The organism is Acinetobacter sp. YH12156 (assembly GCF_013418235.1).
Classification (GTDB): Bacteria; Pseudomonadota; Gammaproteobacteria; order Pseudomonadales; family Moraxellaceae; genus Acinetobacter; species Acinetobacter pseudolwoffii.
This window is the reverse complement of the sequence record NZ_VPCL01000009.1, coordinates 70610-94922: the sequence shown is the minus strand read 5'-3', so window position 1 is coordinate 94922 and position 24313 is coordinate 70610. Positions and strand designations below refer to the sequence as shown.

Here is a 24313-nt window from a genome sequence, read left to right as displayed (position 1 = left end):
GTCATGAGAAAGCCCATATAAATGGGTAATGTACAAGTTGCTGTAGAAGCATGTTTAATTCGTCTGATCACAGATACTTTATAAAGTATTTTAATACTTTTTTGAATCCGTCAATGCGTAAGTCCTATTAATTTAAAGCCATAAAGAATACAGGGGAATATCATGAAATTATCAGCACTTATTGCACTGGCACTGGTATTAACAGGCTGTGCATCGACAGTGACTACATTTGACTCGCATGGCCGTATGATCGGTTCATGTAAGGCAGAAAGCGGTTTTATCATTGGTGGTGGCGCAGGCTGTTCAGGTTCTGCCAATCAGGAAGGTCGTGATCGTTAATTTTTTAACTCCGATTCAAATAAAAAACCGAAGCTTCAAGCTTCGGTTTTTTAATTCTGATCATCTAAAATCAGATTTTATTTTTCCACGAATGCACGTTCAATCACGTAATCGCCTAGAACACCCATTTTAGGTGACTCTTTTAGACCGTGTTGGTCTAGAAGTGCAGCCACATCGTCGAGGAAGGCCGGGCTACCACACAGCATAGCGCGATCCGTTTCCGGGTTAAAACGTGGCAGACCAATTTTTTCAAACAGTTCGCCGGTTTCAATTGCAGTCGTAACGCGACCTTGGTTCGGATATTCTTCACGGGTTACGGTTGGGTAGTATACCAATTTTTCTTTCGCGCCGAGTTCAGAGAAGAATTCGTGATTTGGTACTTCATTCAAAATTAAATCTTGATAAGCCAGTTCAGAAATGAAACGGGTACCATGCACGATAATGATTTTTTCAAAACGTTCATAAGTTTCAGGATCACGGATGGTCGCCAAGAATGGTGCAAGGCCAGTGCCTGAAGACAGAAGATACAAGTTTTTGCCTGGGTTCAGGTCATCTAGCACCAAAGTACCTGTCGGTTTTTTAGAAATCAGGATGTCATCGCCGACTTTTACTTTTTGTAGAATGGAAGTCAGTGGGCCATCCGGCACTTTAATTGAGAAAAACTCTAACTCTTCTTCGTAGTTGGCACTTGCAATTGAATATGCACGCATTAAGGGCTTGCCATTGACTTCAAGGCCGATCATTACAAACTGACCGTTTTTAAAACGTAAAGCAGTGTCACGAGTCGTTTTAAAAGAGAATAAAGTATCATTCCAGTGGTGGACGTGAGTAATCTTTTCGACGTTAAAAGCAGCCATTAAAGGTCTCAATAAGTTATCAAATTAGAACAACTTGCTATTCTAAACTAAATCCATTCTCTATAAACTGAATATATTTAATTGAGCTTATCAAAAAAAGTGATGATGACTGAAATTAAGTTGCCGATTATTGGTTATATGCAATCACCCTACAAAGAAAAATTTGGTATTCCACGGCAGCCCAATCTGGTGCAGGTCGAAAGTTATATCGAAATGGTCGGCCCCTATAATGATTTGCTGGCATTTGAAGGAATTGAGGCTTTTAGTCATCTTTGGCTGATCTGGCAATTTCATGACAATAAAAACCAGGACAATAGCCAGTTTCGTCCACAAGTGCGTCCGCCACGTTTGGGCGGTAACAAGAAAATAGGCGTGTTTGCTACACGCAGCATGTATCGTCCATCACCGATTGGTTTATCTGTGGTCAAACTCAAAGAAGTGAGAAAGGTTGGCAAGCATGTTCAGGTGTATGTCACGGGGAGTGATTTGCTGGATGGCACGCCAATTATGGATATCAAACCTTATATTCAATATTCGGATGCTATCATCGAAGCACAAAGCGGTTATGCACAGGATGAACCATCACGTAAAACCGTCATCTGGTGTGATGAAGCGGAGCAGCAAAAGCAACAATTACTAGGAAATGGAAAAATTTCTGTGCAGACGATTCAGGAACTAGAAGCTGTCTTATCTTTAGATCCAAGACCAGCGTATCAGGAAGATGAAGAACGGGTATATGGGATGAGGTTTGCAAACGTTGATATTCATTTCAAAATTTATGCTCAGCAAGTGGTAATTGTTGCTATCCAGCATATTCCTTTCTAGATTATAGGTTCCACCACAATAAGCCGATCAACGCCGCCATATGCAAAATCTGCACAGGCGCAAAATAAAGGACAAACTTCCAGCCACCGGTCAAAGCGGCATTGGCTGACTTGGCCAGGGCATGAGCACCTAGACCTAAAAGCAGGGCGTAAATCAAACGGAGATTGGAGGGATCACCTTGAACGACGACACTGGCCATCGCGGCATGAATCTCGAACAGAGAGGCGAGCAAGGTCCCGGCCAGTAAGCCGGCATCCCCGAGCCAGACCTCTAGTCCGTAAACTCCAGCCTGAATGAGTGTTAAAGTCACTGCAATAATTACAGCTTCTTTTAAGCTAAACATCTGGCTGTCTGATGACTCCATGCTCGGAGCAGGTTTTGCCTTGCGCAGTAATAAAAATGCACAGGCTGCCAGAAGGATTACCGCAACTAAAGAGGGCAAGAGCAGGATTTTAAGCCAGCTCCAGGATACGCCCCCGACCACAATCAATAGCAAAACAATAGTCGAGATACAGGACATCAGTGCAGCGCCGGCATTCGATCGTGCATCCATTTCACCTTTACGGACCTGTAAGCCCAACTGTGCGATGGTGGCTGTACTGGAAACAAAACCGGAAGCGATGGAGGATAGCATCAGGGCATTTTTAGTCGAAAAAAAGCGTTTCGCAATATGCGCCAGAGCTTGTACCACTAAAATTAAGGTCAGTAATTTTAAAATAAGATAAGGGTTAAGCACTTCGCCCCAAAAAGGTCGGTCAGGGGTAAGCGGCAGACCAATCAAAATCAAGGCCAGTAATAACAGTCCATCCCTGAACTCGGCTTCTTTGATCCATTTTCCGGCAATATTGTGCATGGTATGTTTGGCCATCAAAATACCGGTTAAGAGCACAGAAAGACCGGCTGCCAGAGGAATATTCCACAAACACATGGCGCCAATAAAATAGGTCATCACAAATGCAAGCTCTGTGGTAATGCCTGGGTCATCTGGCTGATTTTTGATGGATAAAATGACCATACCACCCACGATCAAAGCACCTATTACAGCAATCACGATTCCAAACAGGAAACACAGTGCGCCCAATAAAGCACAGATTGCAAAGGAACGTAAGCCGGCAAAACTCGGTTGCTGTTCGCGTTGCTTATGCCGTTCCCGCTCCAGACCAATCAATAGGCCGCAGCCTAATGCCGAGGTGAGTATCGTGAGCAGTTCATGAAAAGAATGCGCATGCAGGGGAACCGCAGTCAAATCCATCTGTGACCTCAGCAAGCTAAGAGTTGATTATTTAAAAATATATGCGACGAGATAGAGTTTGCATAGATCAAAAATGTTGCGGTAGTAATTAAATCCATTATTTACTTTCTTTTTGAGATTGAAATAGAAACGTACATTCAACAGGTGGGGAGCATGCGAAAAACTGCAAAAACTTGTTATAGTGGAGGCAAGTTTGGGGACTGATAATAATGAAATTTGACTTTGAAATTGATACGGCATGGTGTCTAGACCAACTCTTTAAAGACGGTAAAATCAGTGAACGCGACCGAATGCTGGTACAAACCACTCATCGGCAACGTGAACAATTAAAATGGCACCCTTTACAGTGGATTGCCAATTTTAATCTGGTCGATCAATCTCATCCTCAAACAACGCTGACCCTGAACCGTTTATGTCAATGGCTGGCAGAAAAAACCGGATTGATGTTCTATATCATTGATCCGCTTAAAGCTGATGTACAGGCATTGACCCATGTCATGTCACAGGAATATGCACTACGTAACCATATTCTGGCCGTTGAGATTCAGGCCGATAAAGTTCTGATCGCGACCGATCAGCCGTATAAGACTGAATGGGTCTCTAATCTTGAACAGAATATTTCCCCGAAAAAAATCCAACGGGTGCTGCTGAATCCGGAACAGTTACAACGTTATATTGTCGAATATTATCAGGTCAGCCGTGCCGTCAGTGGCTCACAAAAATCCTCGGCCTATGACCGGGAAAACAAAGGCGTCGAAGCCTTGCTGCAACTGGGTGATTCGCAAAATCCGGATGCCAATGACCAGCATATTGTCAAACTGGTGGACTGGGTGCTGCAATTTGCCTTTGAGCAGGGTGCCAGTGATATTCATATGGAACCGCGCAAAGATACGGGCAAGATCCGTTTCAGGATTGATGGCGTACTACATACGATTTACAACATGCCGGCCAATACATTGACCGCCGTCATTTCCCGAATCAAGATTCTGGGCCGGATGAATGTGGCGGAAAAACGTAAACCACAGGATGGCCGCCTGAAAACCCGGACACCGAAAGGACAGGAAACAGAACTCCGTCTATCGACCTTGCCGACGGCATTTGGTGAAAAGCTGGTAATGCGGATTTTCGATCCGGAAGTACTGGTCAGAAGTTTCCAGCAACTCGGTTTTGAAGGGCATCTGCTCAATGACTGGAATACGCTGACCAGTCATAGTCACGGCATTATTCTAGTCACAGGGCCAACTGGTTCCGGTAAAACTACGACGCTTTATTCAACCTTGAAGCAGCTGGCGACTGAACAGGTGAATGTCTGTACCATTGAAGACCCGATCGAGATGCTGGAACCTAGCTTTAACCAGATGCAGGTCAATAATGGCATTGATCTCGGTTTTGCTGATGGCGTGCGCGCATTGATGCGTCAGGATCCGGACATTATCATGGTCGGTGAGATTCGTGATCAGGATACTGCCAATATGGCGATCCAGGCGGCACTCACCGGGCATCTGGTCTTATCTACCCTACATACCAATGATGCGCCGTCGAGTCTGACCCGTTTGCATGATCTGGGCGTGCAACCTTTTCTGACCGCAGCCACCATTCTCGGGGTATTGGCGCAGCGTCTGGTGCGTAAACTCTGCCCACACTGCAAGCAGGAAAGCTTCCTGAATGAACAGGAATGGCAGCATCTGGCGGCAGACTATCCTTTACCGCGTCCGGAATTTGTTTTTAAAGCCGTAGGTTGTGAGGAATGCCGTCATACCGGTTATAAAGGCCGGATTGGTATTTACGAATTTATGCCCCTGAGTCTGGAAACCAAGCAGATGATTGGGGCCGACGCTAACTTAAACCAGCTACGCCAGCAGGCAAAAAAAGAAGGGGTAGAACCGCTGCGTATCGCGGGTGCGCGTAAGGTCGTAGAAGGAATGACCACACTGGAAGAAGTATTGAGAGTGGTTCCTTTAAATTAATTTTTAAAGATGAAGCAATCTTAAGTTTCAATTCATCTTCGGCTGTTTTAATAGCATTATCGAAACAAAGCACAGATACACAAAGAGGTATACGCCATGAAAATGATGATGAATACAGTTTTAGCAGCCGCACTGATGGGTTCAATTGCGACAGCCGCAGTTGCAAGTAATGAAGCCGTGAATCAACCCGTGGTAAATCAGGCTGCTTTTGCGAAAACGATGACAGTGCAACAGGCCTTGGGCATGAAAGATGATAGCAAGGTTCAGCTTAAAGGCTATGTGGTTAAAGCGGTTGGTGATGAAAAATATCAGTTCCGTGACAGCACAGGCAGCATTACCGTAGAAATTGATGATGAACTGTGGCAAGGCAAACCGATTTCAGCCAAAACGCCAGTGACCATTATCGGTGAAGTGGATATTGACTATAAACCGGCAAAACGAGTTGAAATTGATGTCGAGCAGCTTCGTTTCTAATTCTAATATGAGCAGATGAATTGAATCTGAAGCTTGCTCTGGATTCAAAAACTGTAAAAAACCACATGCAAATCATACAAAAAAGCATGTGGTTTTTTTGAGTCTGGAACTTTTTCAGGGCAAGATAGAACAAGGAAGCAAACGGAGCAGAGTATGCGTATTCTTTTGGCAGAAGATGATCAGTCTCAGGCAGACAGTATCCAGACCTGGCTGGAAATGGATGGTTATGTGATTGATCGGGTAGAGCGCGGTGATCATGCGATCCTGGCGATTGAGCAACATCAATATGACTGTATTCTGCTGGACCGCGGCCTGCCGAATGCCACTGGAGACGAGATTCTGAAAAGTTTGCGCAGCCAACAGCAAGATACACCAGTGATTTTTATTACGGCCAAAGACAGTATTGATGATCGGGTCGAGGGGCTGGATTTAGGCGCGAATGATTATCTGGTGAAACCCTTTAGTTTGGAAGAACTTTCCGCCCGGGTACGTGCCCAGCTCAGGCTGAAGCAGCAAACACCGAATCATATCCTGCACTGGCAGGATCTTAGTCTGGACACTCAGGCCAAAAACCTGACCAAAGCGGGTCAAGCGATCAATCTCACTGCGAAAGAATTTCAAATTCTATATAAGCTGATGCAGCAGCCTGAACATATTGTCACCCGTGAACAGCTGGAAGAATCGCTGTATGCTTGGGGTGATGAAATTGAAAGTAATGCCATTGAAGTGTTTATTTACCAGTTACGTAAAAAAATTGGCAGCCAGATGATTAAAACCATCCGTGGTTTGGGTTATCGCATGCATAAACCCGAGGCATAAATATGTCTGCACCAGTCTCCCTGCAAACTCGCCTGATCAAGAATGCCATGCTGAGCTCCATGCTGGCAGGATTGTTGGCGTGGTTGCTGTTACTCGGGGTTTCAAGTTATCAGGCTAGTCAGCTGCATGATGAATTAATGGAGCAGATTTCTGAGTTGCTGCTTGGCGATGTCACCCAGACCAAAGATGCCCAGGTGGATGAACTCAGTGAACAGTTTGATATCCAGTATGCCTTGTTGCTGGGTCAGCAGGTACTGACTACTTCGATTGATGATGAATTAATTAATACCATTCCAAAAGCACAGAACAACGGCTTCCAGTTTGCTTATGAGAATGGCCATTTTATCCGTATTCTGACTGCGGAAGATGACGACCTTCAGGTCAAAATCGTACAGCCACTTTCAGTACGCTTCGATGAGCTCTGGCAAACCACATTGGGCTTTGCTGGGATCTTATTCATTTTATGGCTAGTGCAATGGCTGATTTTGCGTGTTGCGATCAGACGCCAGTTACAGCCATTAAACAAGATTTCCCGGGAAATCGGTTCTAAAACTGCTCAGGATCTAAGTCCTATTAAAACACCTGACCCTGAAATCACTGAACTGCAACCGATTGTACGTCAACTGAATGCCATGCTCGGCCGGCTGGAAAAGTCACTGGCTGCCGAACAGCGTTTTACTGCAGATGCTTCACATGAGCTGCGTTCGCCACTGTCTGCGATTCAAATGCGTCTACAGGTTCTAAAACGCAAATATCAAGATGATGCACAGCTCCCTCAGGCATTGCAGTTGATCCAGAATGATGTCAACCGCGGTACGCAGGTGCTGGAAAATTTACTCTTGCTGGCACGACTCGATCCGGAGCGCACAGAGCAATTACCAACGCAAACGATTAATCTTAAAAATCTGGTTCAGGAGGCTTTGCAGGCATTGCAGCCTTTTGCAGAAGAAAAAGATATTCATTGGAACCTAAACCTTGAGGGTGCTGTGATTGAAGCGAATCCAGAACTGATTTTTAGTTGTATTCGCAATCTGGTCGACAATGCTATTCGTTATACGCCGCCGCAGGGACAGGTCGAGATCCGAACGGTTGTTGAGCAGCATCAGATACAGTTACTGATTGAAAACTCAGGAGAGGGGATTGCTAATGATGTACTGGAACGTTTAGGTGAACGTTTTTATCGGGCTTTGGGTACGCGAACTCAGGGTTCAGGTTTAGGCTTGTCCATTTGCCAGAAAATTATGGCACTGCATGCAGCTAAAATTGATTATGCGCCGTCAGATTTTGGGGGGCTTAAAGTATCATTGAGTTTTAAACATGAATCCTAATCAGAGATTAAAAAACTAAAAAGCAGTATGCGCTGATTCATACTGCTGCTTCCCACGTTTGTTATTATTAGAACTGATTTAATTATTTGGTCAGAATGAGACGGTTGTTGCGGGTCAGGCGCAAGCGGTATTCTTCACCGGCATGCATGATCCGGATTTCACGACCCAGTGCAAACAGATTGTTGGAGTGCAGCATTGGCAAGGCATGGTGAGTATCATTGTTACGAGTAAATAGGCTAAATGGGGCGTTCATTCCGTCGACTCCGTGGTGTGTTTTGGATTGATTTAAATGATAATCATTATCGAATAGGTCTGTCAACGAAATATTGAGCAATTTATAAAAAACTCTAATTTGCTTACAATCTGTAAAACTTTAACGGTTCTGTACATCATGACTAAAGCTACGATTCATGTCGCAATTGCGCTTTTATTTTATCAAAATCAGGTTCTAGTCGGCTGGCGTGAAGCCAAGCAGCATCAGGGCAATAAATATGAATTTCCAGGCGGAAAAGTTGAACAGGGCGAATTACCAGTCGAAGCCTGCCGCCGTGAAGTAATTGAAGAGGTCGGTGTGGATATTGAACGCTGGCATGCTTCTGATTTTATCTCCCATGAATATGAAGATCTCATCGTCAATTTGCATATTTTCCATGCTTCAATACAGCCTGCTCAATTGGCTGAAATTAAACAGCCTTGGCGCTGGTACAGCCGGGAAGAACTTAGTCAGCTGAATTTTCCGAAAGCCAATCAGTCAATGATTCAAAAGCTACAATGGCCGCAGCGCATCAAGATTGCTGAAGATCTGGATATCTTATCAAGTCTGGATACAGATCAAATGTTGTATTGGCGCGTGGAAGCGACGCCTGAGCGGATCATGCAATTACAGCAATATCCGGTAGATCAGCTCTCCAAGTTAATCATTAATCAGCAGCTTTGGTCCCAACTGAATGAATTGCAGCAGCAGACGATTCGCACGATTCATCTAAAACAGAATCAACTGATGAACCTGAAACAAGGTGAATTGAAATCTGGTTATCGCTATCTGGCAGCTTGCCATGACCTGAGCGCTTTAATGCATGCAGAACAAATCGGTTGTGAAGCCGCTTTACTGAGTCCGGTACTGACGACTACAACGCATCCGGACACACCTGCGCTAGGCTGGGAGCAATTCAAGCAAATGGCAGAGCAGGTACAGATTCCGGTTTTTGCTTTGGGCGGAATGAAAGCTGAAGAACTCGATTATGCAAAAAGCCAGCATGCTTATGGCATTGCCGGCATTCGCTATATCTAAACGCTATATCTAGAAAATAAGCTTTCTATTAGTAAGTGTGTTTCTGTAGGGAATGACTTTAAAGCTTTTTCAGTGCCTGTTGAGCTTGCTGAATCGCTTTAGCATTTTTCCGCAACTGAGCAGATTTAAGGCGCACTTGCCAAAGCTGTTTTTTCATGGCATTTGATTGCGCATAGCTCAGGCCACGTAATGCAAAAGCATCTGCACGTGCAGGCTGATTTTTGCGGTTCGCAATCATGCCCAGGTACAGATAAGTTTCAGATGCTTGAGGTGCCAGGCGCTGGGCTTGTACCGCTGCTGCTTCGGCCTGAGAAAATTGCTGCTTGGCATAGGCCTGCTGGGTTTGCTGCATAAGACGCTTGAAAGCAGGCAGATTACGGCCATCATCAAATTTCTGGTTTTTAGGCTTTTGCTCAGGAATTACAATTTTCTGGCGTTTGATTTCAGGACGGTCATAAGGCGTAATCACGACGCCGTCTGGGGTCTGTGGTTTAGGCTTTTCTGTTGCAGGTTTGGCTGGAGCAGCTGGCTCTGGCTCAGGAAAGCTTTGGCAGCCCACCAAACTGAGGATGAGCAGGCCAGGGATGATTTTTTGTAACATAAACATAGACTCAATTAATGGCTATAACTTCCACTCGAGATAATACGGGTTTCGTTGGCAAGATCGCGTTCTATTTCTGTTTCACTTTCTTGTATATAACGGCTGATATCATCCATCTCGTCCGGATTGGAAGAAGAAGGTTCCGAGTCGATGGTCACTGGTTCCGTCACGTAGCGCGAGAGACCGCAAGGGGTGGCCTGATTCGGTAGCGAATGCTGCGAAATCGGAATATACATGGCACCTTCACAACCTTGGGCAGATAAATGACCGGTATAACGATCCAGCCAATGCCATTGAATTTCATTGGGTTGTGGCAGATTGACAGGTTTCTGGCGGAGCTGTTTCATGACATTGATCCAGACCGGAAGAGCACCCGAGGAACCGGTTAGGCCAGTGACTTTATTGTCATCCAGACCGAGCCAGACCACCGTCATATAGTTACCTGAATAACCGGCAAACCATGAATCACGGCTATCATTGGTGGTGCCTGATTTACCTGCAAGATTCAGATTACTCGGCAGACTGTTATAAGCTGCGCGGCCTGTACCACTCGACATGACCTGTTGCAGGCCATAATTCAGGGCATAGGCTGAAGCCGGGTCAATGGTTGGTTGTACGCTTAAGCTATAACGGTCGAGTATCCGTCCATTGGCATCGACCACAGAACGAATTGACTTGGTTGGATATTTAAAGCCACCTGTGGCGAAGTTACCATAAATATTCATGACTTCCATTGGCGACATATCTACCGCACCGAGGTAAATCGATGGATAAGATGGAATATCTGAAGTCACACCAAATTTTTTCAGATGATTAATAAAGGTAGACAGGCCAAACTCTTGCGCTAAACGCACGGTAGACAGGTTATAGGATTGCGACAGCGCCTGTGACATTGGAATGACACCATGTCCGCGTCCACTATAGTTTTTCGGGGTCCAGGATTTGCCATCACTCTTGATGCTGATTTCACTGTCTTCAATTGGACTCGCCCAATGATAACGATTCGACTCCAGTGCACTTAAATAAATTACAGGCTTTAATAATGAACCCACCTGACGTTTGGCATCTACTGTACGGTTAAAGCCGGTAAAGTCTTGAGTCGAGCCGACTGCTGCAACCAGTTCACCATTTTCCGGATGCGATACCAAAACTGCACCCTGCAAGTCTTTTAAACGGCCCGGATTAGATTTGGTTAAACGTGCGACTGTCTGCTTAAAACTGTCCTGAATTCGGGTTTGAGCCAAAGGATCTAGCGTGGTGAAAATACGCAGACCCTGATTGGTCAGGTCAGTTTCCTGATAGTCAGTGCGTAATTGACGACGCACAATATCCAGGAAGTCCGGGAAACGTGCAGGGCCCAAGGTTGGTTTTGAAATCACATTCAATGGACGTGCGGTTTCTTTTTCATATTGTTCTTGGCTTAGATAGCCCATCACCAGCATATTATTCAGGACGATATCACGGCGTTTTTTCGCACTTTCAGGATTACGCCATGGGTTATATAGACTCGGGCCTTGTACCAGACCGACTAAAAAAGCCTGCTGGGAAATATTCAGTTCACGCAGTGGCAGACCGAAATAAAACTGGGAAGCCAAGCCATAACCATTAATTGAATAGTTACCATTTTGGCCGAGATTCACTTCATTTAGATAAGCTTCCAGAATTTCATTCTTGTCATAATGTAATTCAACCAGCATGGCCATAAAGGCTTCATTGACTTTACGCTTTAAGGTACGCTCAGGCGTCAAATAGAAATTTTTCACCAGTTGCTGGGTTAAAGTCGAGCCACCCTGACGTTTGCCACCGGTAATATTACTGACAACAGCACGCGCAATACCGCGTGGAGATACGCCATGGTGTTCATAGAATTTACGGTCTTCAGTTGCAATGAGCGCTTCGATCAAGGGTTTAGGCACTTTATTCAGCTTGATCAGTACCCGGTCTTCGTTATGCTGTGGATAAATTCCACCAATCAATAAGGGTTCCAGTCGGGCAATACCGCTAGAAGATGGCTTGGTGGCGCTAACCTCAGTCACTTGATTAGCACTAAAACTCACTTTCAGAACTTGTTCCGGTTCAACCCGATCACCAAAATCAAAGCCACGGGTATGTACATATAAAGTATTTCCCGTAGTGACAAAATTGCCCGACTTGGCATAACTATCCGAGTTTTTATAACCGAGTAATTTTAATTCTTGTTGGAAATCCTGCTGACTGACTGGGGCATTGACGTACACTTCCATTGGACGTGCGAAGACTTTCGCCGGAATGTCCCAGCGTTGACCTTCAAATTTTTCGCGTACAATATTATCTAATTTAATCAGGTAAATACTAAATACGACAAAGATGGAAATGACTAAAATCGAGAAAATTAAGGCAAAAAACCCCATGCCACGTTCAGATTTCATAAATACTTATAAGATCCTGTGAAATTGTGCTAATCATGCGAAGCTTTTAATCATTTTGCAATATTTAATCAATAAATGCGCTTAAAATTAAAATCAAAGCCCACAATTTCTCCTTAATTCAAATATATTTCAAATAATTTGCGACGAGCTAGCATCCTGTTATAAATTATCATCCAGGTATAGCTTAATGCTATGATATGCAAGATCCGTAGCGGAGCGACGACACTGGTGCAAATTTCCCATAAAACCTTTCGAAATATCGGGTTAATAGGACGTCCTGATAAATCATCGGTGGTTGAAACCTTATGTCTTATTCATGATCATCTTCTGAATTTAGGCTTACATCCTGTTTTTGATGCAGCGACAGCTGAACTCGTTCCATATAACAATACCCAAACTGTCAGTCGTGCTTTACTTGGTGAAGTCGTTGATCTGGTCATTGTGGTAGGAGGGGATGGTTCGCTTTTGCATGCAGCACGCGCACTGGTCAAGTACAATACTCCTGTGATCGGCGTTAACCGGGGGCGTCTGGGATTCTTAACCGACATTAAGCCAACCGAAGTCATCTTTAAGTTGGATCAGGTGTTAAAAGGTGATTTTCAGACTGAGCGACGTTTTTTACTCGAAGTCGAAATTCGCTCCAAAGGCGAAGTGATTTACGATGCGATTGCACTGAACGATGTGGTACTGCATTCAGGAAAATCGGTGCATATGATCGATTTTGAACTGAATATTGACGGACAGTATGTCTATCGTCAGCACAGTGATGGCCTGATTGTATCGACGCCGACCGGCTCTACGGCTTATGCACTTTCTGGGGGCGGGCCAATTGTCCATCCAAGTATGGATGCGATTGCGCTGGTGCCGATGCATCCGCATACCTTGTCTTCACGCCCGATTGTGGTCGGTGGACACAGCGAAATTAAATTACTGATTCGTGAAAATCGCGTACTGCCGATGGTCAGTGCGGATGGACAACACAGTGTGTCTTTGAATGTTGGCGATAGCGTCCATATTCGCAAGCATCCCTTTAAACTGAATCTTCTGCATCCACCGGGCTATGACTTTTATAATGCCTGTCGAACCAAACTGGGGTGGAATCAGGACTTTGATTATTTTAAGCAGGATTAAATCATGAATATTGAACAAATGCTTGCCGTACTCAATCCTGAGATTGTTGAACGCCTAAGAACAGCAATTGAAATTGGAAAGTGGCCAAATGGTGTAGCCCTAACTCAGGAACAACGCCAGACTTGTATGCAGGCAGTCTATGCCTGGGAAATGAAAAACTTGCCTGAAAATGAGCGCAGCGGTTTTATCGATCGCGGTACTAAAGAAGAAGGCGAGGAATGTGATGATGATCATCACAAGAATGAACCGGAATTCAAGCCAATTCGTTTTGTCTAAGCACTGAGGTCGAGTCAGTCGAAAGATATTTAAAAAAGCATTGTTCAATGAAGGAACAATGCTTTTTTTCTACACATTTCAAAGTTTAAACGGTGTGACGATTCACCCATAATTCTTTGGCTTTTTGCATCGCAACTTCATAGCTTTTACATGCACCCATGCTATACAACGCAATGCCCATGGTTTCCGTAACCGCAATCTCGCCATATTCATGGCTTTGCTGACCATCCCATACTGCTTTAAATAAGGCCAGATCCAGTTCTTCCTCAACCGGACTACGATTGTCAGTCAGTTTCGGTAGTTCATATTCGTACAGTTCGCCATCTTTAATACCGCAGATCAAAGTTTTGGCATCCGGATTACGCTCAAATTCGCCCCCTTCACCTTTAATCACCGCACTATTTTTATAACCTAAGCGGAAAGCCGCCTGTTGGTGCGAACCCCGATACGCCGGATGGAAAATTGCTTGCAGCGTTGCTTTGGCATTAAACGGGTTAATTAAACGAGCCAGCGTATGAATCGGGGAGCGCAGTCCCATTACATTTCGTAGGCCAATCAGATCTGCCAGAATCGGAGAAATCACCTCTAATGGGATATAGGCAAAATGTCGTTGCTGTAATTGCTGCTCCACTTCATCATCATTTTGACAGATTGGATAGCCTAAGCAAGTTAACACTTGTTCGGTATAAACTCGGTTCATGGTATGACCAGCGGCACCATGCATCACAATAGTATAACCATGCTTGGCCAACGTCAGTGCTGCCAGAATAAACCATGGATAATGCTTGCGCTTGCCTGCATAAGAGGACCAGTCCAGATCGACATCCAGCTGCTTAAAGTCAAGCTGGTCGCGTGTGGCCTGAACAAAACCGGCTAACTCATCTACAGACTCTTCTTTGACCCGCAATAACATCAAGAACGCCCCTAGCTGCACATCGAGCACTTCATTTTTCAAAATCATGCTAAAGGCTTGATAGGCTTCATCATAGCTGAGGGAGCGGGCGCCATTTTTCCCTTTACCCACAATGCGTACATATTGGGCAAAGGGATGTTCGAAATCTTTATAAATATTTCTTTTGGTATTCATAACTTTTTACAGCTTGCAGAAAATATTAATGTCAAGGGAGAGGATGAAAATCCATAACATTTCAGTATACGTAAAACAGTCTGTTAAATCTGCTTATCGACTAATGTCTAATCCATTCTGATTAAAACACAAACAACAGCCTAATAAGTTATGCACATTTAGTATGAATATTCGGTAAAATTTAGGCAATTTTTAGAGTCTGTTTAATTTTTCTTAATCTCTTTCTCCCATTTAATACTTTGGTCTGATACTTGAGTGTCAGATTGAATGCATGGCTGATTATCATTTTTGAACATTCTCTTGAGCCTATTGAGAGTTGATCAAGTTCACCCCTGAGAAGGGATGAATAGGTCAGTGCATTCCTCAAAATGGTCTTTCTTATTTTTGATATCGTTCAAGTAGATTTATTATGGCGAAACAACCAATTTATAAGTCACTGTATTTTCAAGTGATTGTGGCCATTATCGCAGGTATTCTGGTCGGGCATTTTTCGCCTAGTGGTACGCAAATTATCAATGGCGTAGAACAACATGTCCCTGGCTTGGGCGAACAGCTTAAACCGCTTGGTGATGCATTTATCCGTCTGATTAAAATGATCATCGCGCCTGTGATTTTCTGTACCGTGGTGAGCGGTATTGCGGGTATGGAAAGCATGAAATCAGTCGGTAAAACGGGTGGTGTTGCTTTACTTTACTTCGAGATCGTATCTACGATTGCTTTGGTCATCGGTCTGGTGGTGATTAACGTTGTGAAGCCTGGTGTGGGCATGAACGTTGATCCTGCTTCACTGGATACCAGTGGCATCAGTAAATATGTCACTTCAGGTGAGTCACAATCGACCATCGATTTCCTGATGAACATTATTCCAAATACGGTTGTGGGTGCATTTGCGGAAGGCGAAATCCTGCAGGTTCTATTGTTCGCGATCATTTTTGGTTTTGCACTGCATAAGCTCGGTGATCAAGGCAAGCCAGTCCTGAAACTCATCGACCAGATTTCACATGTGTTCTTCAACATCGTGAATATGATCATGAAACTTGCTCCAATTGGTGCATTTGGTGCGATGGCATTTACCATTGGTAAATATGGTATTGGTTCTCTTGCTCAGCTGGCACAGTTGATCATCTGTTTCTATCTCACCTGCGTACTGTTTATTTTCATCGTATTAGGCTCAATTGCGCGTTTTGCTGGTTTCAGCATCATGAAGATGATCCGCCTGATTCGCGAAGAACTTCTGATTGTACTGGGGACGTCTTCTTCAGAGTCAGTACTGCCACGTATGTTGAAGAAACTGGAACTTGCCGGTGCTGAAAAATCAGTGGTAGGTCTGGTAATTCCAACTGGTTATTCATTTAACCTCGATGGTACGTCGATTTACTTGACGATGGCTGCGATCTTCATTGCACAAGCAACCAATACGCAACTTGATTTATCTCATCAGATTACGCTGCTTCTGGTACTCCTGATCTCATCTAAGGGTGCGGCAGGTGTGACTGGTTCAGGCTTTATTGTGATGGCGGCAACCTTGGCTGCTGTAGGTAATATTCCTGTTGCAGGTCTGGCATTGATTCTCGGTATCGACCGTTTCATGTCTGAAGCGCGTGCCTTGACCAATCTGGTGGGTAACTCTTTGGCGACTTTGGTTGTTGCAAAATGGGTAGGCCAGCTCGATATGGACAAGCTGAACTATGCATTGGCAAATCCATCAGAAATTGATGAAAAAATGGCGCAAGAAGGCAATAACGCCCATTAATTCTAATGTTTGAAAGAAAAAGGAAGCTTCGGCTTCCTTTTTTATTGACTGCAAAGTTAGTAAAAGATAGATGCCAGTACATGACAGTAAAGCTGAAAGTAGATAGTCTGTAAAACAGGAAATAAAACGATAAACAGTATAAGGACAACAGAATGCTTGCCTACGATGCCGATCTAGAATTATTCCGCGACAATTTTAAACGCTTTATGAATGAACATGTCGCACCGTATTATCAACAATGGGAGCACGAAGGCCTGATGCCACGTTCAGTCTGGAATGCACTTGGTGAAAATGGTTTCTTGTGTGTCGATGTTCCGGAGGAATATGGCGGCTATGGGGTGCCAACCGATTATTCATTGATGCTGATTGAAGAGTCTGCACGTGCCGGATACAGTGCCATTTCTACAGGGTTGTCCTGTCATTCGGATATTGCTGCACCCTATATCTTGCATATTGGAACTGAAGAGCAGAAGAAACACTGGTTGCCGAAAATGGTGAGCGGTGAAGTGGTCGGTGCGATTGGTATGACCGAGCCAGGTGCCGGCTCAGACTTGCAAGCCATGCGTACCAGTGCCATCTTGCAGGATGATTACTATGTATTAAATGGCTCAAAAACCTTTATTTCCAATGGTCAGCATGCCGACCTGGTGGTACTGGCAGTCAAAACTGATCCGCAAGCGCGTGCCAAAGGCGTTTCTTTGTTACTGGCCGACACGCATCTGGAAGGCTTTAAAAAAGGCACTAATCTGGACAAGATTGGCCTGCATGCGCAAGATACTTCGGAACTGTTCTTTGACAATGTCAAGGTGCCGAAAGACCAGTTACTCGGTCAACCGGGGCAGGGTTTTGCTTATTTGATGCAGGAATTACCGCGTGAGCGTACCGCCATCGCAGCAACAGCCTTGGGTGCAATTCGTGGTTCTATTGATGTGACCACGCAATATGTGAAAGAGCGTCAGGCTTTTGGTCAGGCCATCGGTCAATTCCAGAATACTCGTTTTGTTTTGGCACAAGCGAAAATTGATGAATTGGCGACCGCAGCTTTTTATAACCAGAATCTTGAGCTTTATATGCAAGGGAAACTGGATGTCGAAACTGCAGCGGCATTGAAAAGTTTTTCTACCGATATGCAGATGAAGATTGCTGACAATCTGCTTCAGCTCTTTGGTGGTTATGGCTACATGACTGAATATCCAATTTCACGCTTCTTTGTCGATGCCCGTATTCAACGGATTTATGGTGGTACCAATGAAATCATGAAAGAAATTGTAGCGCGTGGTCTGTTAGGACGTTAATTTATTGATAAAAAAAAGAGTCCTGTTAAGGACTCTTTTTTTACAGGCAAAGTATAGCAAAGAGACAGTGATTCTGTTTTAAATTTTATGATTTTAAGACATTCAAACATTCATGAATAAAAATGGGCAAATCGTTGGGCAGGCGCGATGAGATCAACTGGTTATTATCATTCACCAGTTCTACATCATAATAGGTTCCACCCGCATGCTGTACGCGACTCGCATGCGCCCGGATACTGGTAATAATCCGATTTTTCAGCACATCTGCTTCACACAGTAATAAGGATGCATCACATAAACTGAAAATAGCTTTTTTGGCCTGATTGAAGGCATGGATGAACTGTAGCACCCGAACATCGGTAGAGAGAGAAACCGCAGATTCGCCCCCTGGAATCAGCAAGGCATCAAAGTCATCAATACTGATTTGTTCGATGCCACGGTCGATGGTCACGGCAGAACAGCCATGCAGCCCATAGACCACTTTGCCTGCGTTAAGTTCGATATTGCAGACGCTATGATGGGCAGCCAGCAAGGCAGCCACTGGCTCTAGGTATTCTTGGTCTTCAAAATTATTTGTTATAAGTACTGCTATTCTTTTTGGCATGATTGATCCCGCCAACTCATGATTTAAATTAGACTAGCTGTTAAAGGTTGAAAAAACGTCTCTGCTTTGTAACAGAGTCGTAATTTCATGTAAAAAATTTAGGAAAATCAATATTAAATAAGAAGAATGAGCGTGAGGAGCGTGCATTTTATTGTGAAAGATATCTCAGATTTTAATAGGTCAAAAAAGACATGTACAAAGCTATTATTTTAATTTTCTTATGCTTAAAACCGCTATATAGATTAAGAAATAGTGATATTTCATATTCATTAAAATCAGTTAAGATGGACAGGCTAAGTTTACAATTTGATAATGTAAATCAAGCCAAAATGCTGAACTAAATGTTACCAGATATGACTAAAAGCGATGAGTGGTTAAAACCAACTGTCTGTTTTTAAGACTTAATCTAGCAATGTCATATTGCGTAACATTTTAAAGCTCACTATTGTTATACTGAACAGATAAGGTTTATGAAGGGCGACATAACAATGATCAACGACGATCAAAACACCACGACTTCTCTTGATTTGGCAAAAATTCGTGAGGATATCGATTCTGTTGATCAGCAAATCCAGCAATTGATTAACCGCCGGGCACGTTTGGCTGAAGCAGTTGCAAAAGCAAAGTTTGCTTCAGAAGAAAGTCCGCTGTTTTACCGCCCAGAACGTGAAGCACAGGTGTTGCGCAATGTCATGGAGCGTAATGAAGGGCCATTGTCCGACACCACCATGGCACGTCTGTTCCGTGAAATCATGTCCGCTTGTCTTGCGCTTGAAGCTCCGCAAAGTATTGCGTTTCTAGGGCCAGTCGGAACCTATACCCATTCTGCGGTACTCAAGCACTTTGGTCATGATGCGGTGGTTCGACCTTTACCGACAATTGATGAAGTCTTCCGTGAAGTCGAGGCGGGCAGTGCCCATTATGGTTTGGTGCCGGTGGAAAATTCCTCTGAAGGTGTAGTCAATCATACCCTGGACTGTTTTAAAACTTCGAACCTGAATGTGATTGGCGAAGTTGAATTGCCGATTCATCATCAATTTCTGATTTCTGAAAATACCCGTAAAGACAGTATTAAACAGATTTATGCACATCAGCAGACTTTGGCGCAATGTCGTAAATGGCTAGACGCGCATTATCCGGGTGTAGAACGTGTGGCTTTAAATTCTAATGCTGAGGCTGCGCGCCGTATTCAAAATGAATGGCATTCTGCTGCGATTGCTTCTGAAATTGCATCAAGTATTTATAATCTTGAAATTATGCATGGCAATATTGAGGACAATCCGGAAAATACCACACGTTTCTTGGTGATTGGCCGTGAAAAAGTGCCTCAAAGTGGCAATGATAAAACCTCATTACTGATTTCTGCACATGACCGTGCTGGTGCATTGCTGGAAATTCTGGCGCCATTTGCCAAGCACAATATCAGCTTGACCAGTATTGAAACGCGTCCAGCACTTCCGGAAAAATGGGCTTATGTGTTCTTCATTGATCTTGAAGGTCATATTGAGCAGGAACATGTCAAAGCTGCAATTGCAGAAATTCGTCCTTTAGTTAAAGAAGTTCGCGTGCTCGGTTCATATCCTGCAGCTGTACTTTAAGTCAGCTATCCGTGGTCAGGGCGAGGGTGCTGACCACTGTTTTATACCTAAAATTGGAAGTCTAAAATGTCGTTTGTTCCAGCCAATTCAGGCATCTCAAAATTAAAGCCATATCAGCCAGGTAAACCGATCAGTGAGCTTGAGCGTGAGTTGGGTCTTACCGATATCGTCAAGCTGGCATCCAATGAAAACCCGCTGGGTTGTTCAGATAAAGTCAAAGAAGCAGTCGCTGCGGAAATTGCTGAAATTGGCCGTTATCCAGATGGAGGTGGCTTTATCCTGAAAGATCAGATTAAAACTCAGTTTGGTTTTAATCATGATCAGATTACGCTGGGCAATGGTTCAAACGACTTGCTAGAAATGTTTGCCCGTGCCTTCGTTTCTTCAAGCGATTCTGTGGTATATAGCCAGCACGCATTTGCGGTTTATGCACTGGTCACTCAAGCCATTAATGCACAAGCGATTGAAGTACCTGCCAAAGGTTTTTCACATGACCTTGAAGCGATGGCAGCAGCAATTCAGGACAATACCAAACTCGTCTTCATTGCCAATCCGAACAATCCGACCGGAACCTGGTTCGAAGAAGCCGAATTTGAAGCTTTCATGCAAAAAGTCCCTGCAAATGTAATTGTGGTGCTAGACGAAGCGTATGTGGAATATTTCCCGGAAAATTTCAATAGCCTGAAATTCCTGCAACAATATCCAAATCTGATTGTCAGCCGTACTTTATCGAAGTGCTATGGTCTGGCTGCACTGCGTGTCGGTTTTGCCTTGGCATCGGTTGAAGTGACCGATTATTTAAACCGTATTCGTCAGCCATTTAACGTCAATCATTTGGCCATGGTCGCTGCGGTGGCTGCACTGAAAGATGAAGACTTTATCGCGCGTTCTCGCGAAGTAAATAAAGCCGGTATGGCGCAACTTGAAGCAGGTTTTAAGGCTTTGGGTCTGAACTATGTGCCTTCTCGTGCTAACTTTATTCTGGTTGATGTACAGGCAGACCCCGCAGCAACCTTTAACGGTTTGCTGAAACAAGGGGTGATTGTACGTCCGGTCGGTATTTCCAGCCACATTCGTGTATCGATTGGTACTGAAGCAGAAAACGCGAAATTCTTAAGCGCGCTTGCTACAGTATTGGGTTTAGAGGCAAAAGCTTAATTCATGTCGCAGCCATTGTTTGAAAAAGTTGCATTTATTGGGCTTGGACTGATTGGTTCAAGTCTGGCGCGTGTCATTCAAGCCGAGCACTTGGCCAATGACATTGTGGCATCGACACGTTCGTCCAAGACTTTGGAAGATGCCAAGGCACTTGGTCTGATTTCTGCAGGCTATGCCGATCCTGTAGATGCAGTCAAAGGTGCAGATCTGATTGTTCTGGCTTTGCCGGTACGTGCCACACAAAAAGTACTTGAGCTGATTCAGCCGTATTTGACGGAAAATGTCATTATTACTGATGTGGGAAGTACCAAAGGTAATGTGGTCGATGCGGCTAAAGCGGTCTTTGGTGACCAGCTTCCAGCAGGTTTTGTGCCGGGTCATCCGATTGCAGGTGCAGAGCATACCGGTGTACATGCAGGAAAAGTCGATCTATTTGCCAATCACAAGGTAATTTTGACGCCACTGCCAAGCAGTAGCGATTGGGCCGTGGAGAAGCTGATTCAACTGTGGCAAGCGGCCAAAGCCGAAGTGATTTGCATGGATGTGGACAAGCACGATGAAGTGCTGGCACATACCAGTCATCTTCCGCATCTCATGGCATTCAACTTGGTTGAACAGCTGGCCAAACGTGAAGACAACTTAGACATATTTCGTTATGCTGCCGGTGGCTTCCGCGATTTCTCGCGGATTGCCGCCAGTGATCCACAAATGTGGCATGACATCTTTTTTGCCAACAAAAAAGCAGTTCTGAATGCCGTAGATGGCTTTGAACAGCAGCTCGCGATTATTCGCAAATTGATCGAAGATGAAGATTCCCAAGCATTGATGGGCTTATTGGGTCATGCGCAGGCAGCTCGCCAGCATTTCAACCATATGCTCGCCAAGAAACCTTTCATGGAGAAAAATAAAGTGACACAACAATTTACCATTCAGCCGGGTGCCAAGACATTTCAAGGTAAATTTACCGTGCCAGGTGACAAATCTGTGTCACATCGCTCGATCATGTTTGGTGCCATCGCTGAAGGTACAACACATGTGACTGGTTTCCTTGAAGGTGAAGATGCACTGGCAACTTTGCAGGCTTTTCGTGACATGGGCGTCAGCATCGAAGGCCCTAAAAATGGTGAAGTCACCATTCATGGCGTCGGTATGCATGGTCTTAAAGCGCCACAGTCTGCCATTTATATGGGCAACTCAGGTACTTCAATGCGTTTACTGTCCGGTATGCTGGCAGCGCAGAAATTTGATTCAGTGATGACCGGTGATGCATCCCTATCTAAACGCCCAATGGAACGTATTGCCAAGCCTTTACGTGAAATGGGTGCACTGATTCAGACCACGGGTGAACGTGGAACTCCGCCTGTCTCAATTACAGGCAACCAGCAACTACAAGGCATTCAGTACGATTTGCCAATGGCATCAGCGCAGGTAAAATCAGGTATCTTGCTGGCGGGCCTATGGGCAAATGGCGAAACCGCAGTAACTGAACCTGAACCAACCCGTGACCATACTGAGCGTATGCTGCGTGCATTTGGTTATGAGGTGAAAACCGAAGGCAATTGTATTTCATTACAAGGTGGCGGAAAGCTGGTCGGAACCAATATCCATGTGCCATGTGATATTTCTTCTGCGGCCTTCTTTATGGTCGGCGCTGCGATTACTGAAAATTCGGATGTGACCTTAGAGGCTGTTGGTATCAACCCGACCCGTACTGGCGTGATCGAAATCCTGAAACAGATGGGTGCGGACATTACCGTTGAAAATGAACGCATTGCTGGCGGTGAACCGATTGCAGATATCCGTATTCGTGGTACGCGTACGCTTAAAGGCATTCATATGCCTGAAGATCAGGTGCCATTGGCGATTGATGAATTCCCGGCGCTGTTTATTGCTGCTGCCTGTGCCGAAGGTCAGACGATTTTGACCGGTGCTGCCGAGCTTCGCGTAAAAGAATCGGACCGTATTCAGGTGATGGCAGATGGCCTGCAAACCATGGGCATTGACTGTACCCCAACTGAAGATGGCATTATTATCGAAGGGAAGGGCAAATCAGGTGATTGGTCGCCAATCTTTACCGGTGGTGAAATTGAATCGCATCATGATCATCGCATTGCAATGAGTTTTTCGATTGCCGGTTTGCGTAATTCGGAGCAGATCAAGATTATCGGTACGGAAACGGTAGCCACCAGTTTCCCGACCTTTACAGAACTGACCTCAATTGCAGGTTTGCCTATTCAAGTTTCAGAATAATTTTTAAAATTATGTGAAACAGCCAAGCTTTTGCTTGGCTGTTTTGTTTATATTGCTTATGCTAAACCCATACAAGAAAAAAGCCATTAGGATGTAGCGATGCGAAAATTAAAATTCATGGCCAATACACAAAGCCAGCAACCCCGGGATGGTCAGGAAACCCAGGAATATGTAGCGCATTTTCTTGCCGAAACATTAGGTAAACATGGCTTTCAGACCTTAAGTCAAAGTGGTGCTCAGGTTGCGGTGAGTGTGGATGAACATGCATTGCCCTTATCGGTGAGTTGTGAAACCAGAGATGAGCAGGGGCATCTGGTCTGTGAAATTGCCTCATATCCTGAAGAAGAACAAGATTGGCTCGATCGTATTGCCGAACGAAGTCTGCTCAATCAGCTTGCACAAGCAGTAGAAAGCTCGCTCAAAGAGCAGGAAAGCTTTAGCGAGTTTGAATGGAAGAACTAATTCATAACTCCACTATAATTTGATCTCAATGCCAAAGTGAGTATCTGATACTCAGCTATTTTCGTGCATCAGATGCATGAGAAGCTTATGCCGCGATTATCCCAAGTCTGATGCCCTTTATGACATGGGATCTGCCAGAATTTGAACAAGCATTTGCAACAATATGGCAAAAATGGCTAGAGAATATGGCAGCTCATGAAGAATATGTGTTTTTGACAGCCATGCGGAAAGTCTGGAATTTATGGGGCTTTGTGGTTTAGATCGTTTAATGGATGAAGTGCCACAGCTTGGAATTTGGATCAAGGAAAGCCCGCATGGTCATAAATATGGTTGTGAAGCGGTTGATGCTCTGGTTGGTTATGCCCTTGATGACTTAAATCGTCAGCGATTGATTTATCCTGTAGCCGAAGAAAATTGGGCGAGTCGAAAAGTCGTTGAACGTTTGGGTGGAAAGATTGTTGATATAGTGCAACAAGCTAAATATCGGGCAGTGATTTATCACTTAGCTGAAAAACTGCTGTGAAAAGCATAAAAAACC

At 44.5% G+C, this 24313-nt stretch carries 24 protein-coding genes; 17 read left to right on the top strand and 7 right to left on the bottom strand.

The window, feature by feature from the left end; all coding sequences use genetic code 11:
* Positions 1-162: 162 nt before the first annotated feature.
* A complete protein-coding gene (locus FTU87_RS09105) occupies positions 163-339 on the top strand; it encodes a hypothetical protein (RefSeq protein WP_005097486.1) in 177 nt (58 codons plus the stop codon).
* 77 nt (positions 340-416) lie between these two features.
* Here FTU87_RS09105 and FTU87_RS09100 read toward each other — a convergent pair whose 3' ends face one another.
* The gene (locus FTU87_RS09100; protein WP_005097483.1) at positions 417-1196 is read right to left on the bottom strand and encodes a ferredoxin--NADP reductase; all 780 of its coding nucleotides are present in this window, start codon (positions 1194-1196) and stop codon (positions 417-419) included.
* Between the two features lie 105 nt (positions 1197-1301).
* Here FTU87_RS09100 and tsaA point away from each other — a divergent pair, with 105 nt between their 5' ends.
* A complete protein-coding gene (tsaA, locus tag FTU87_RS09095) occupies positions 1302-2021 on the top strand; it encodes a tRNA (N6-threonylcarbamoyladenosine(37)-N6)-methyltransferase TrmO (RefSeq protein ID WP_180001325.1) in 720 nt (239 codons plus the stop codon).
* A gap of 1 nt (position 2022) precedes the next feature.
* Here tsaA and FTU87_RS09090 read toward each other — a convergent pair whose 3' ends face one another.
* Positions 2023-3273, bottom strand: a complete 1251-nt coding sequence (locus tag FTU87_RS09090; protein ID WP_180086337.1) for an MgtC/SapB family protein — start codon at positions 3271-3273, stop codon at positions 2023-2025.
* Positions 3274-3482: 209 nt separating this feature from the next.
* Between FTU87_RS09090 and FTU87_RS09085 the strand changes: the two genes are divergently transcribed.
* The 4 genes from FTU87_RS09085 to FTU87_RS09070 all read left to right on the top strand — a co-directional run bounded on the left by FTU87_RS09085 (position 3483) and on the right by FTU87_RS09070 (position 7861).
* Positions 3483-5240, top strand: coding sequence for a GspE/PulE family protein (locus FTU87_RS09085; protein WP_180097062.1), 1758 nt, complete (start codon positions 3483-3485; stop codon positions 5238-5240).
* A gap of 96 nt (positions 5241-5336) precedes the next feature.
* Positions 5337-5714 (top strand): NirD/YgiW/YdeI family stress tolerance protein, encoded by a 378-nt coding sequence (locus FTU87_RS09080; RefSeq protein WP_005170210.1) that lies wholly within the window; start codon positions 5337-5339, stop codon positions 5712-5714.
* A gap of 153 nt (positions 5715-5867) precedes the next feature.
* A complete protein-coding gene (locus tag FTU87_RS09075) occupies positions 5868-6533 on the top strand; it encodes a response regulator transcription factor (protein WP_180097060.1) in 666 nt (221 codons plus the stop codon).
* Positions 6534-6535: 2 nt separating this feature from the next.
* Positions 6536-7861, top strand: coding sequence for a HAMP domain-containing sensor histidine kinase (locus FTU87_RS09070; RefSeq protein WP_180097058.1), 1326 nt, complete (start codon positions 6536-6538; stop codon positions 7859-7861).
* Between the two features lie 82 nt (positions 7862-7943).
* Here the strand turns inward: FTU87_RS09070 and hemP are convergent, their stop codons facing one another.
* The gene (gene hemP / locus FTU87_RS09065; RefSeq protein WP_004645578.1) at positions 7944-8114 is read right to left on the bottom strand and encodes a hemin uptake protein HemP; all 171 of its coding nucleotides are present in this window, start codon (positions 8112-8114) and stop codon (positions 7944-7946) included.
* A 138-nt stretch (positions 8115-8252) separates the two neighbouring features.
* Between hemP and FTU87_RS09060 the strand changes: the two genes are divergently transcribed.
* A complete protein-coding gene (locus FTU87_RS09060; RefSeq protein ID WP_100534807.1) occupies positions 8253-9152 on the top strand; it encodes an NUDIX domain-containing protein in 900 nt (299 codons plus the stop codon).
* A 58-nt stretch (positions 9153-9210) separates the two neighbouring features.
* On the opposite strand, the gene FTU87_RS09055 is transcribed toward FTU87_RS09060, so the two are convergent.
* Both FTU87_RS09055 and mrcB read right to left on the bottom strand, forming a co-directional pair.
* Positions 9211-9753, bottom strand: a complete 543-nt coding sequence (locus FTU87_RS09055; protein WP_180097056.1) for a tetratricopeptide repeat protein — start codon at positions 9751-9753, stop codon at positions 9211-9213.
* A 14-nt stretch (positions 9754-9767) separates the two neighbouring features.
* A complete protein-coding gene (gene mrcB / locus FTU87_RS09050; RefSeq protein ID WP_180097054.1) occupies positions 9768-12161 on the bottom strand; it encodes a penicillin-binding protein 1B in 2394 nt (797 codons plus the stop codon).
* A 192-nt stretch (positions 12162-12353) separates the two neighbouring features.
* On the opposite strand from mrcB, the gene FTU87_RS09045 reads away from it, so the two are divergent.
* Positions 12354-13292, top strand: a complete 939-nt coding sequence (locus tag FTU87_RS09045) for an NAD(+) kinase (RefSeq protein ID WP_005097467.1) — start codon at positions 12354-12356, stop codon at positions 13290-13292.
* 3 nt (positions 13293-13295) lie between these two features.
* On the top strand, positions 13296-13568 hold the full coding sequence (locus tag FTU87_RS09040) for a YeaC family protein (protein ID WP_005097466.1): 273 nt from the start codon (positions 13296-13298) through the stop codon (positions 13566-13568).
* An 85-nt stretch (positions 13569-13653) separates the two neighbouring features.
* On the opposite strand, the gene FTU87_RS09035 is transcribed toward FTU87_RS09040, so the two are convergent.
* Entirely contained in the window at positions 13654-14655 is a 1002-nt protein-coding gene (locus tag FTU87_RS09035; protein ID WP_180097052.1) for a glycosyl transferase family protein, read from the bottom strand.
* A 409-nt stretch (positions 14656-15064) separates the two neighbouring features.
* Between FTU87_RS09035 and FTU87_RS09030 the strand changes: the two genes are divergently transcribed.
* Positions 15065-16408 (top strand): dicarboxylate/amino acid:cation symporter, encoded by a 1344-nt coding sequence (locus tag FTU87_RS09030; protein WP_180097050.1) that lies wholly within the window; start codon positions 15065-15067, stop codon positions 16406-16408.
* Between the two features lie 152 nt (positions 16409-16560).
* Positions 16561-17703, top strand: coding sequence for an acyl-CoA dehydrogenase family protein (locus FTU87_RS09025; protein WP_180001318.1), 1143 nt, complete (start codon positions 16561-16563; stop codon positions 17701-17703).
* A gap of 85 nt (positions 17704-17788) precedes the next feature.
* Here the strand turns inward: FTU87_RS09025 and FTU87_RS09020 are convergent, their stop codons facing one another.
* Positions 17789-18307: a DJ-1/PfpI family protein gene (locus FTU87_RS09020; protein WP_005097462.1), complete on the bottom strand. Its 519-nt coding sequence runs from the start codon at positions 18305-18307 to the stop codon at positions 17789-17791.
* Between the two features lie 488 nt (positions 18308-18795).
* On the opposite strand from FTU87_RS09020, the gene pheA reads away from it, so the two are divergent.
* The 6 genes from pheA (at position 18796) to FTU87_RS15145 (ending at position 24298) form a co-directional block, all read left to right on the top strand.
* Positions 18796-19905: a prephenate dehydratase gene (gene pheA / locus FTU87_RS09015; RefSeq protein ID WP_005170229.1), complete on the top strand. Its 1110-nt coding sequence runs from the start codon at positions 18796-18798 to the stop codon at positions 19903-19905.
* Positions 19906-19971: 66 nt separating this feature from the next.
* Positions 19972-21063: a histidinol-phosphate transaminase gene (gene hisC / locus FTU87_RS09010; RefSeq protein WP_005170231.1), complete on the top strand. Its 1092-nt coding sequence runs from the start codon at positions 19972-19974 to the stop codon at positions 21061-21063.
* 3 nt (positions 21064-21066) lie between these two features.
* Entirely contained in the window at positions 21067-23313 is a 2247-nt protein-coding gene (locus tag FTU87_RS09005) for a bifunctional prephenate dehydrogenase/3-phosphoshikimate 1-carboxyvinyltransferase (protein WP_180097048.1), read from the top strand.
* Between the two features lie 99 nt (positions 23314-23412).
* Positions 23413-23775, top strand: coding sequence for a hypothetical protein (locus tag FTU87_RS09000; protein WP_100534798.1), 363 nt, complete (start codon positions 23413-23415; stop codon positions 23773-23775).
* A 119-nt stretch (positions 23776-23894) separates the two neighbouring features.
* Positions 23895-24035: a hypothetical protein gene (locus tag FTU87_RS15150; protein WP_257220471.1), complete on the top strand. Its 141-nt coding sequence runs from the start codon at positions 23895-23897 to the stop codon at positions 24033-24035.
* Between the two features lie 8 nt (positions 24036-24043).
* Positions 24044-24298, top strand: coding sequence for a GNAT family N-acetyltransferase (locus tag FTU87_RS15145; RefSeq protein WP_257220470.1), 255 nt, complete (start codon positions 24044-24046; stop codon positions 24296-24298).
* The last annotated feature ends 15 nt before the right edge of the window (positions 24299-24313 follow it).

Excerpts from the sequence above, each read along its gene's own strand:
- hemP (WP_004645578.1), bottom strand. The coding sequence starts at position 8,114 with ATGAACGCCCCATTTAGCCTATTTACTCGTAACAATGATACTCACCAT.
- FTU87_RS09080 (WP_005170210.1), top strand. The coding sequence starts at position 5,337 with ATGAAAATGATGATGAATACAGTTTTAGCAGCCGCACTGATGGGTTCA.
- pheA (WP_005170229.1), top strand. The coding sequence starts at position 18,796 with ATGATCAACGACGATCAAAACACCACGACTTCTCTTGATTTGGCAAAA.
- FTU87_RS09100 (WP_005097483.1), bottom strand. The coding sequence starts at position 1,196 with ATGGCTGCTTTTAACGTCGAAAAGATTACTCACGTCCACCACTGGAAT.
- tsaA (WP_180001325.1), top strand. The coding sequence starts at position 1,302 with ATGACTGAAATTAAGTTGCCGATTATTGGTTATATGCAATCACCCTAC.
- FTU87_RS09055 (WP_180097056.1), bottom strand. The coding sequence starts at position 9,753 with ATGTTACAAAAAATCATCCCTGGCCTGCTCATCCTCAGTTTGGTGGGC.
- FTU87_RS09060 (WP_100534807.1), top strand. The coding sequence starts at position 8,253 with ATGACTAAAGCTACGATTCATGTCGCAATTGCGCTTTTATTTTATCAA.
- FTU87_RS09035 (WP_180097052.1), bottom strand. The coding sequence starts at position 14,655 with ATGAATACCAAAAGAAATATTTATAAAGATTTCGAACATCCCTTTGCC.
- FTU87_RS09000 (WP_100534798.1), top strand. The coding sequence starts at position 23,413 with ATGCGAAAATTAAAATTCATGGCCAATACACAAAGCCAGCAACCCCGG.
- FTU87_RS09005 (WP_180097048.1), top strand. The coding sequence starts at position 21,067 with ATGTCGCAGCCATTGTTTGAAAAAGTTGCATTTATTGGGCTTGGACTG.
- hisC (WP_005170231.1), top strand. The coding sequence starts at position 19,972 with ATGTCGTTTGTTCCAGCCAATTCAGGCATCTCAAAATTAAAGCCATAT.
- FTU87_RS09090 (WP_180086337.1), bottom strand. The coding sequence starts at position 3,273 with ATGGATTTGACTGCGGTTCCCCTGCATGCGCATTCTTTTCATGAACTG.
- FTU87_RS09030 (WP_180097050.1), top strand. The coding sequence starts at position 15,065 with ATGGCGAAACAACCAATTTATAAGTCACTGTATTTTCAAGTGATTGTG.
- FTU87_RS15145 (WP_257220470.1), top strand. The coding sequence starts at position 24,044 with ATGGATGAAGTGCCACAGCTTGGAATTTGGATCAAGGAAAGCCCGCAT.
- FTU87_RS09070 (WP_180097058.1), top strand. The coding sequence starts at position 6,536 with ATGTCTGCACCAGTCTCCCTGCAAACTCGCCTGATCAAGAATGCCATG.
- FTU87_RS09085 (WP_180097062.1), top strand. The coding sequence starts at position 3,483 with ATGAAATTTGACTTTGAAATTGATACGGCATGGTGTCTAGACCAACTC.
- FTU87_RS09105 (WP_005097486.1), top strand. The coding sequence starts at position 163 with ATGAAATTATCAGCACTTATTGCACTGGCACTGGTATTAACAGGCTGT.
- FTU87_RS09045 (WP_005097467.1), top strand. The coding sequence starts at position 12,354 with ATGATATGCAAGATCCGTAGCGGAGCGACGACACTGGTGCAAATTTCC.
- FTU87_RS15150 (WP_257220471.1), top strand. The coding sequence starts at position 23,895 with ATGACATGGGATCTGCCAGAATTTGAACAAGCATTTGCAACAATATGG.
- FTU87_RS09075 (WP_180097060.1), top strand. The coding sequence starts at position 5,868 with ATGCGTATTCTTTTGGCAGAAGATGATCAGTCTCAGGCAGACAGTATC.
- FTU87_RS09025 (WP_180001318.1), top strand. The coding sequence starts at position 16,561 with ATGCTTGCCTACGATGCCGATCTAGAATTATTCCGCGACAATTTTAAA.
- FTU87_RS09040 (WP_005097466.1), top strand. The coding sequence starts at position 13,296 with ATGAATATTGAACAAATGCTTGCCGTACTCAATCCTGAGATTGTTGAA.
- FTU87_RS09020 (WP_005097462.1), bottom strand. The coding sequence starts at position 18,307 with ATGCCAAAAAGAATAGCAGTACTTATAACAAATAATTTTGAAGACCAA.
- mrcB (WP_180097054.1), bottom strand. The coding sequence starts at position 12,161 with ATGAAATCTGAACGTGGCATGGGGTTTTTTGCCTTAATTTTCTCGATT.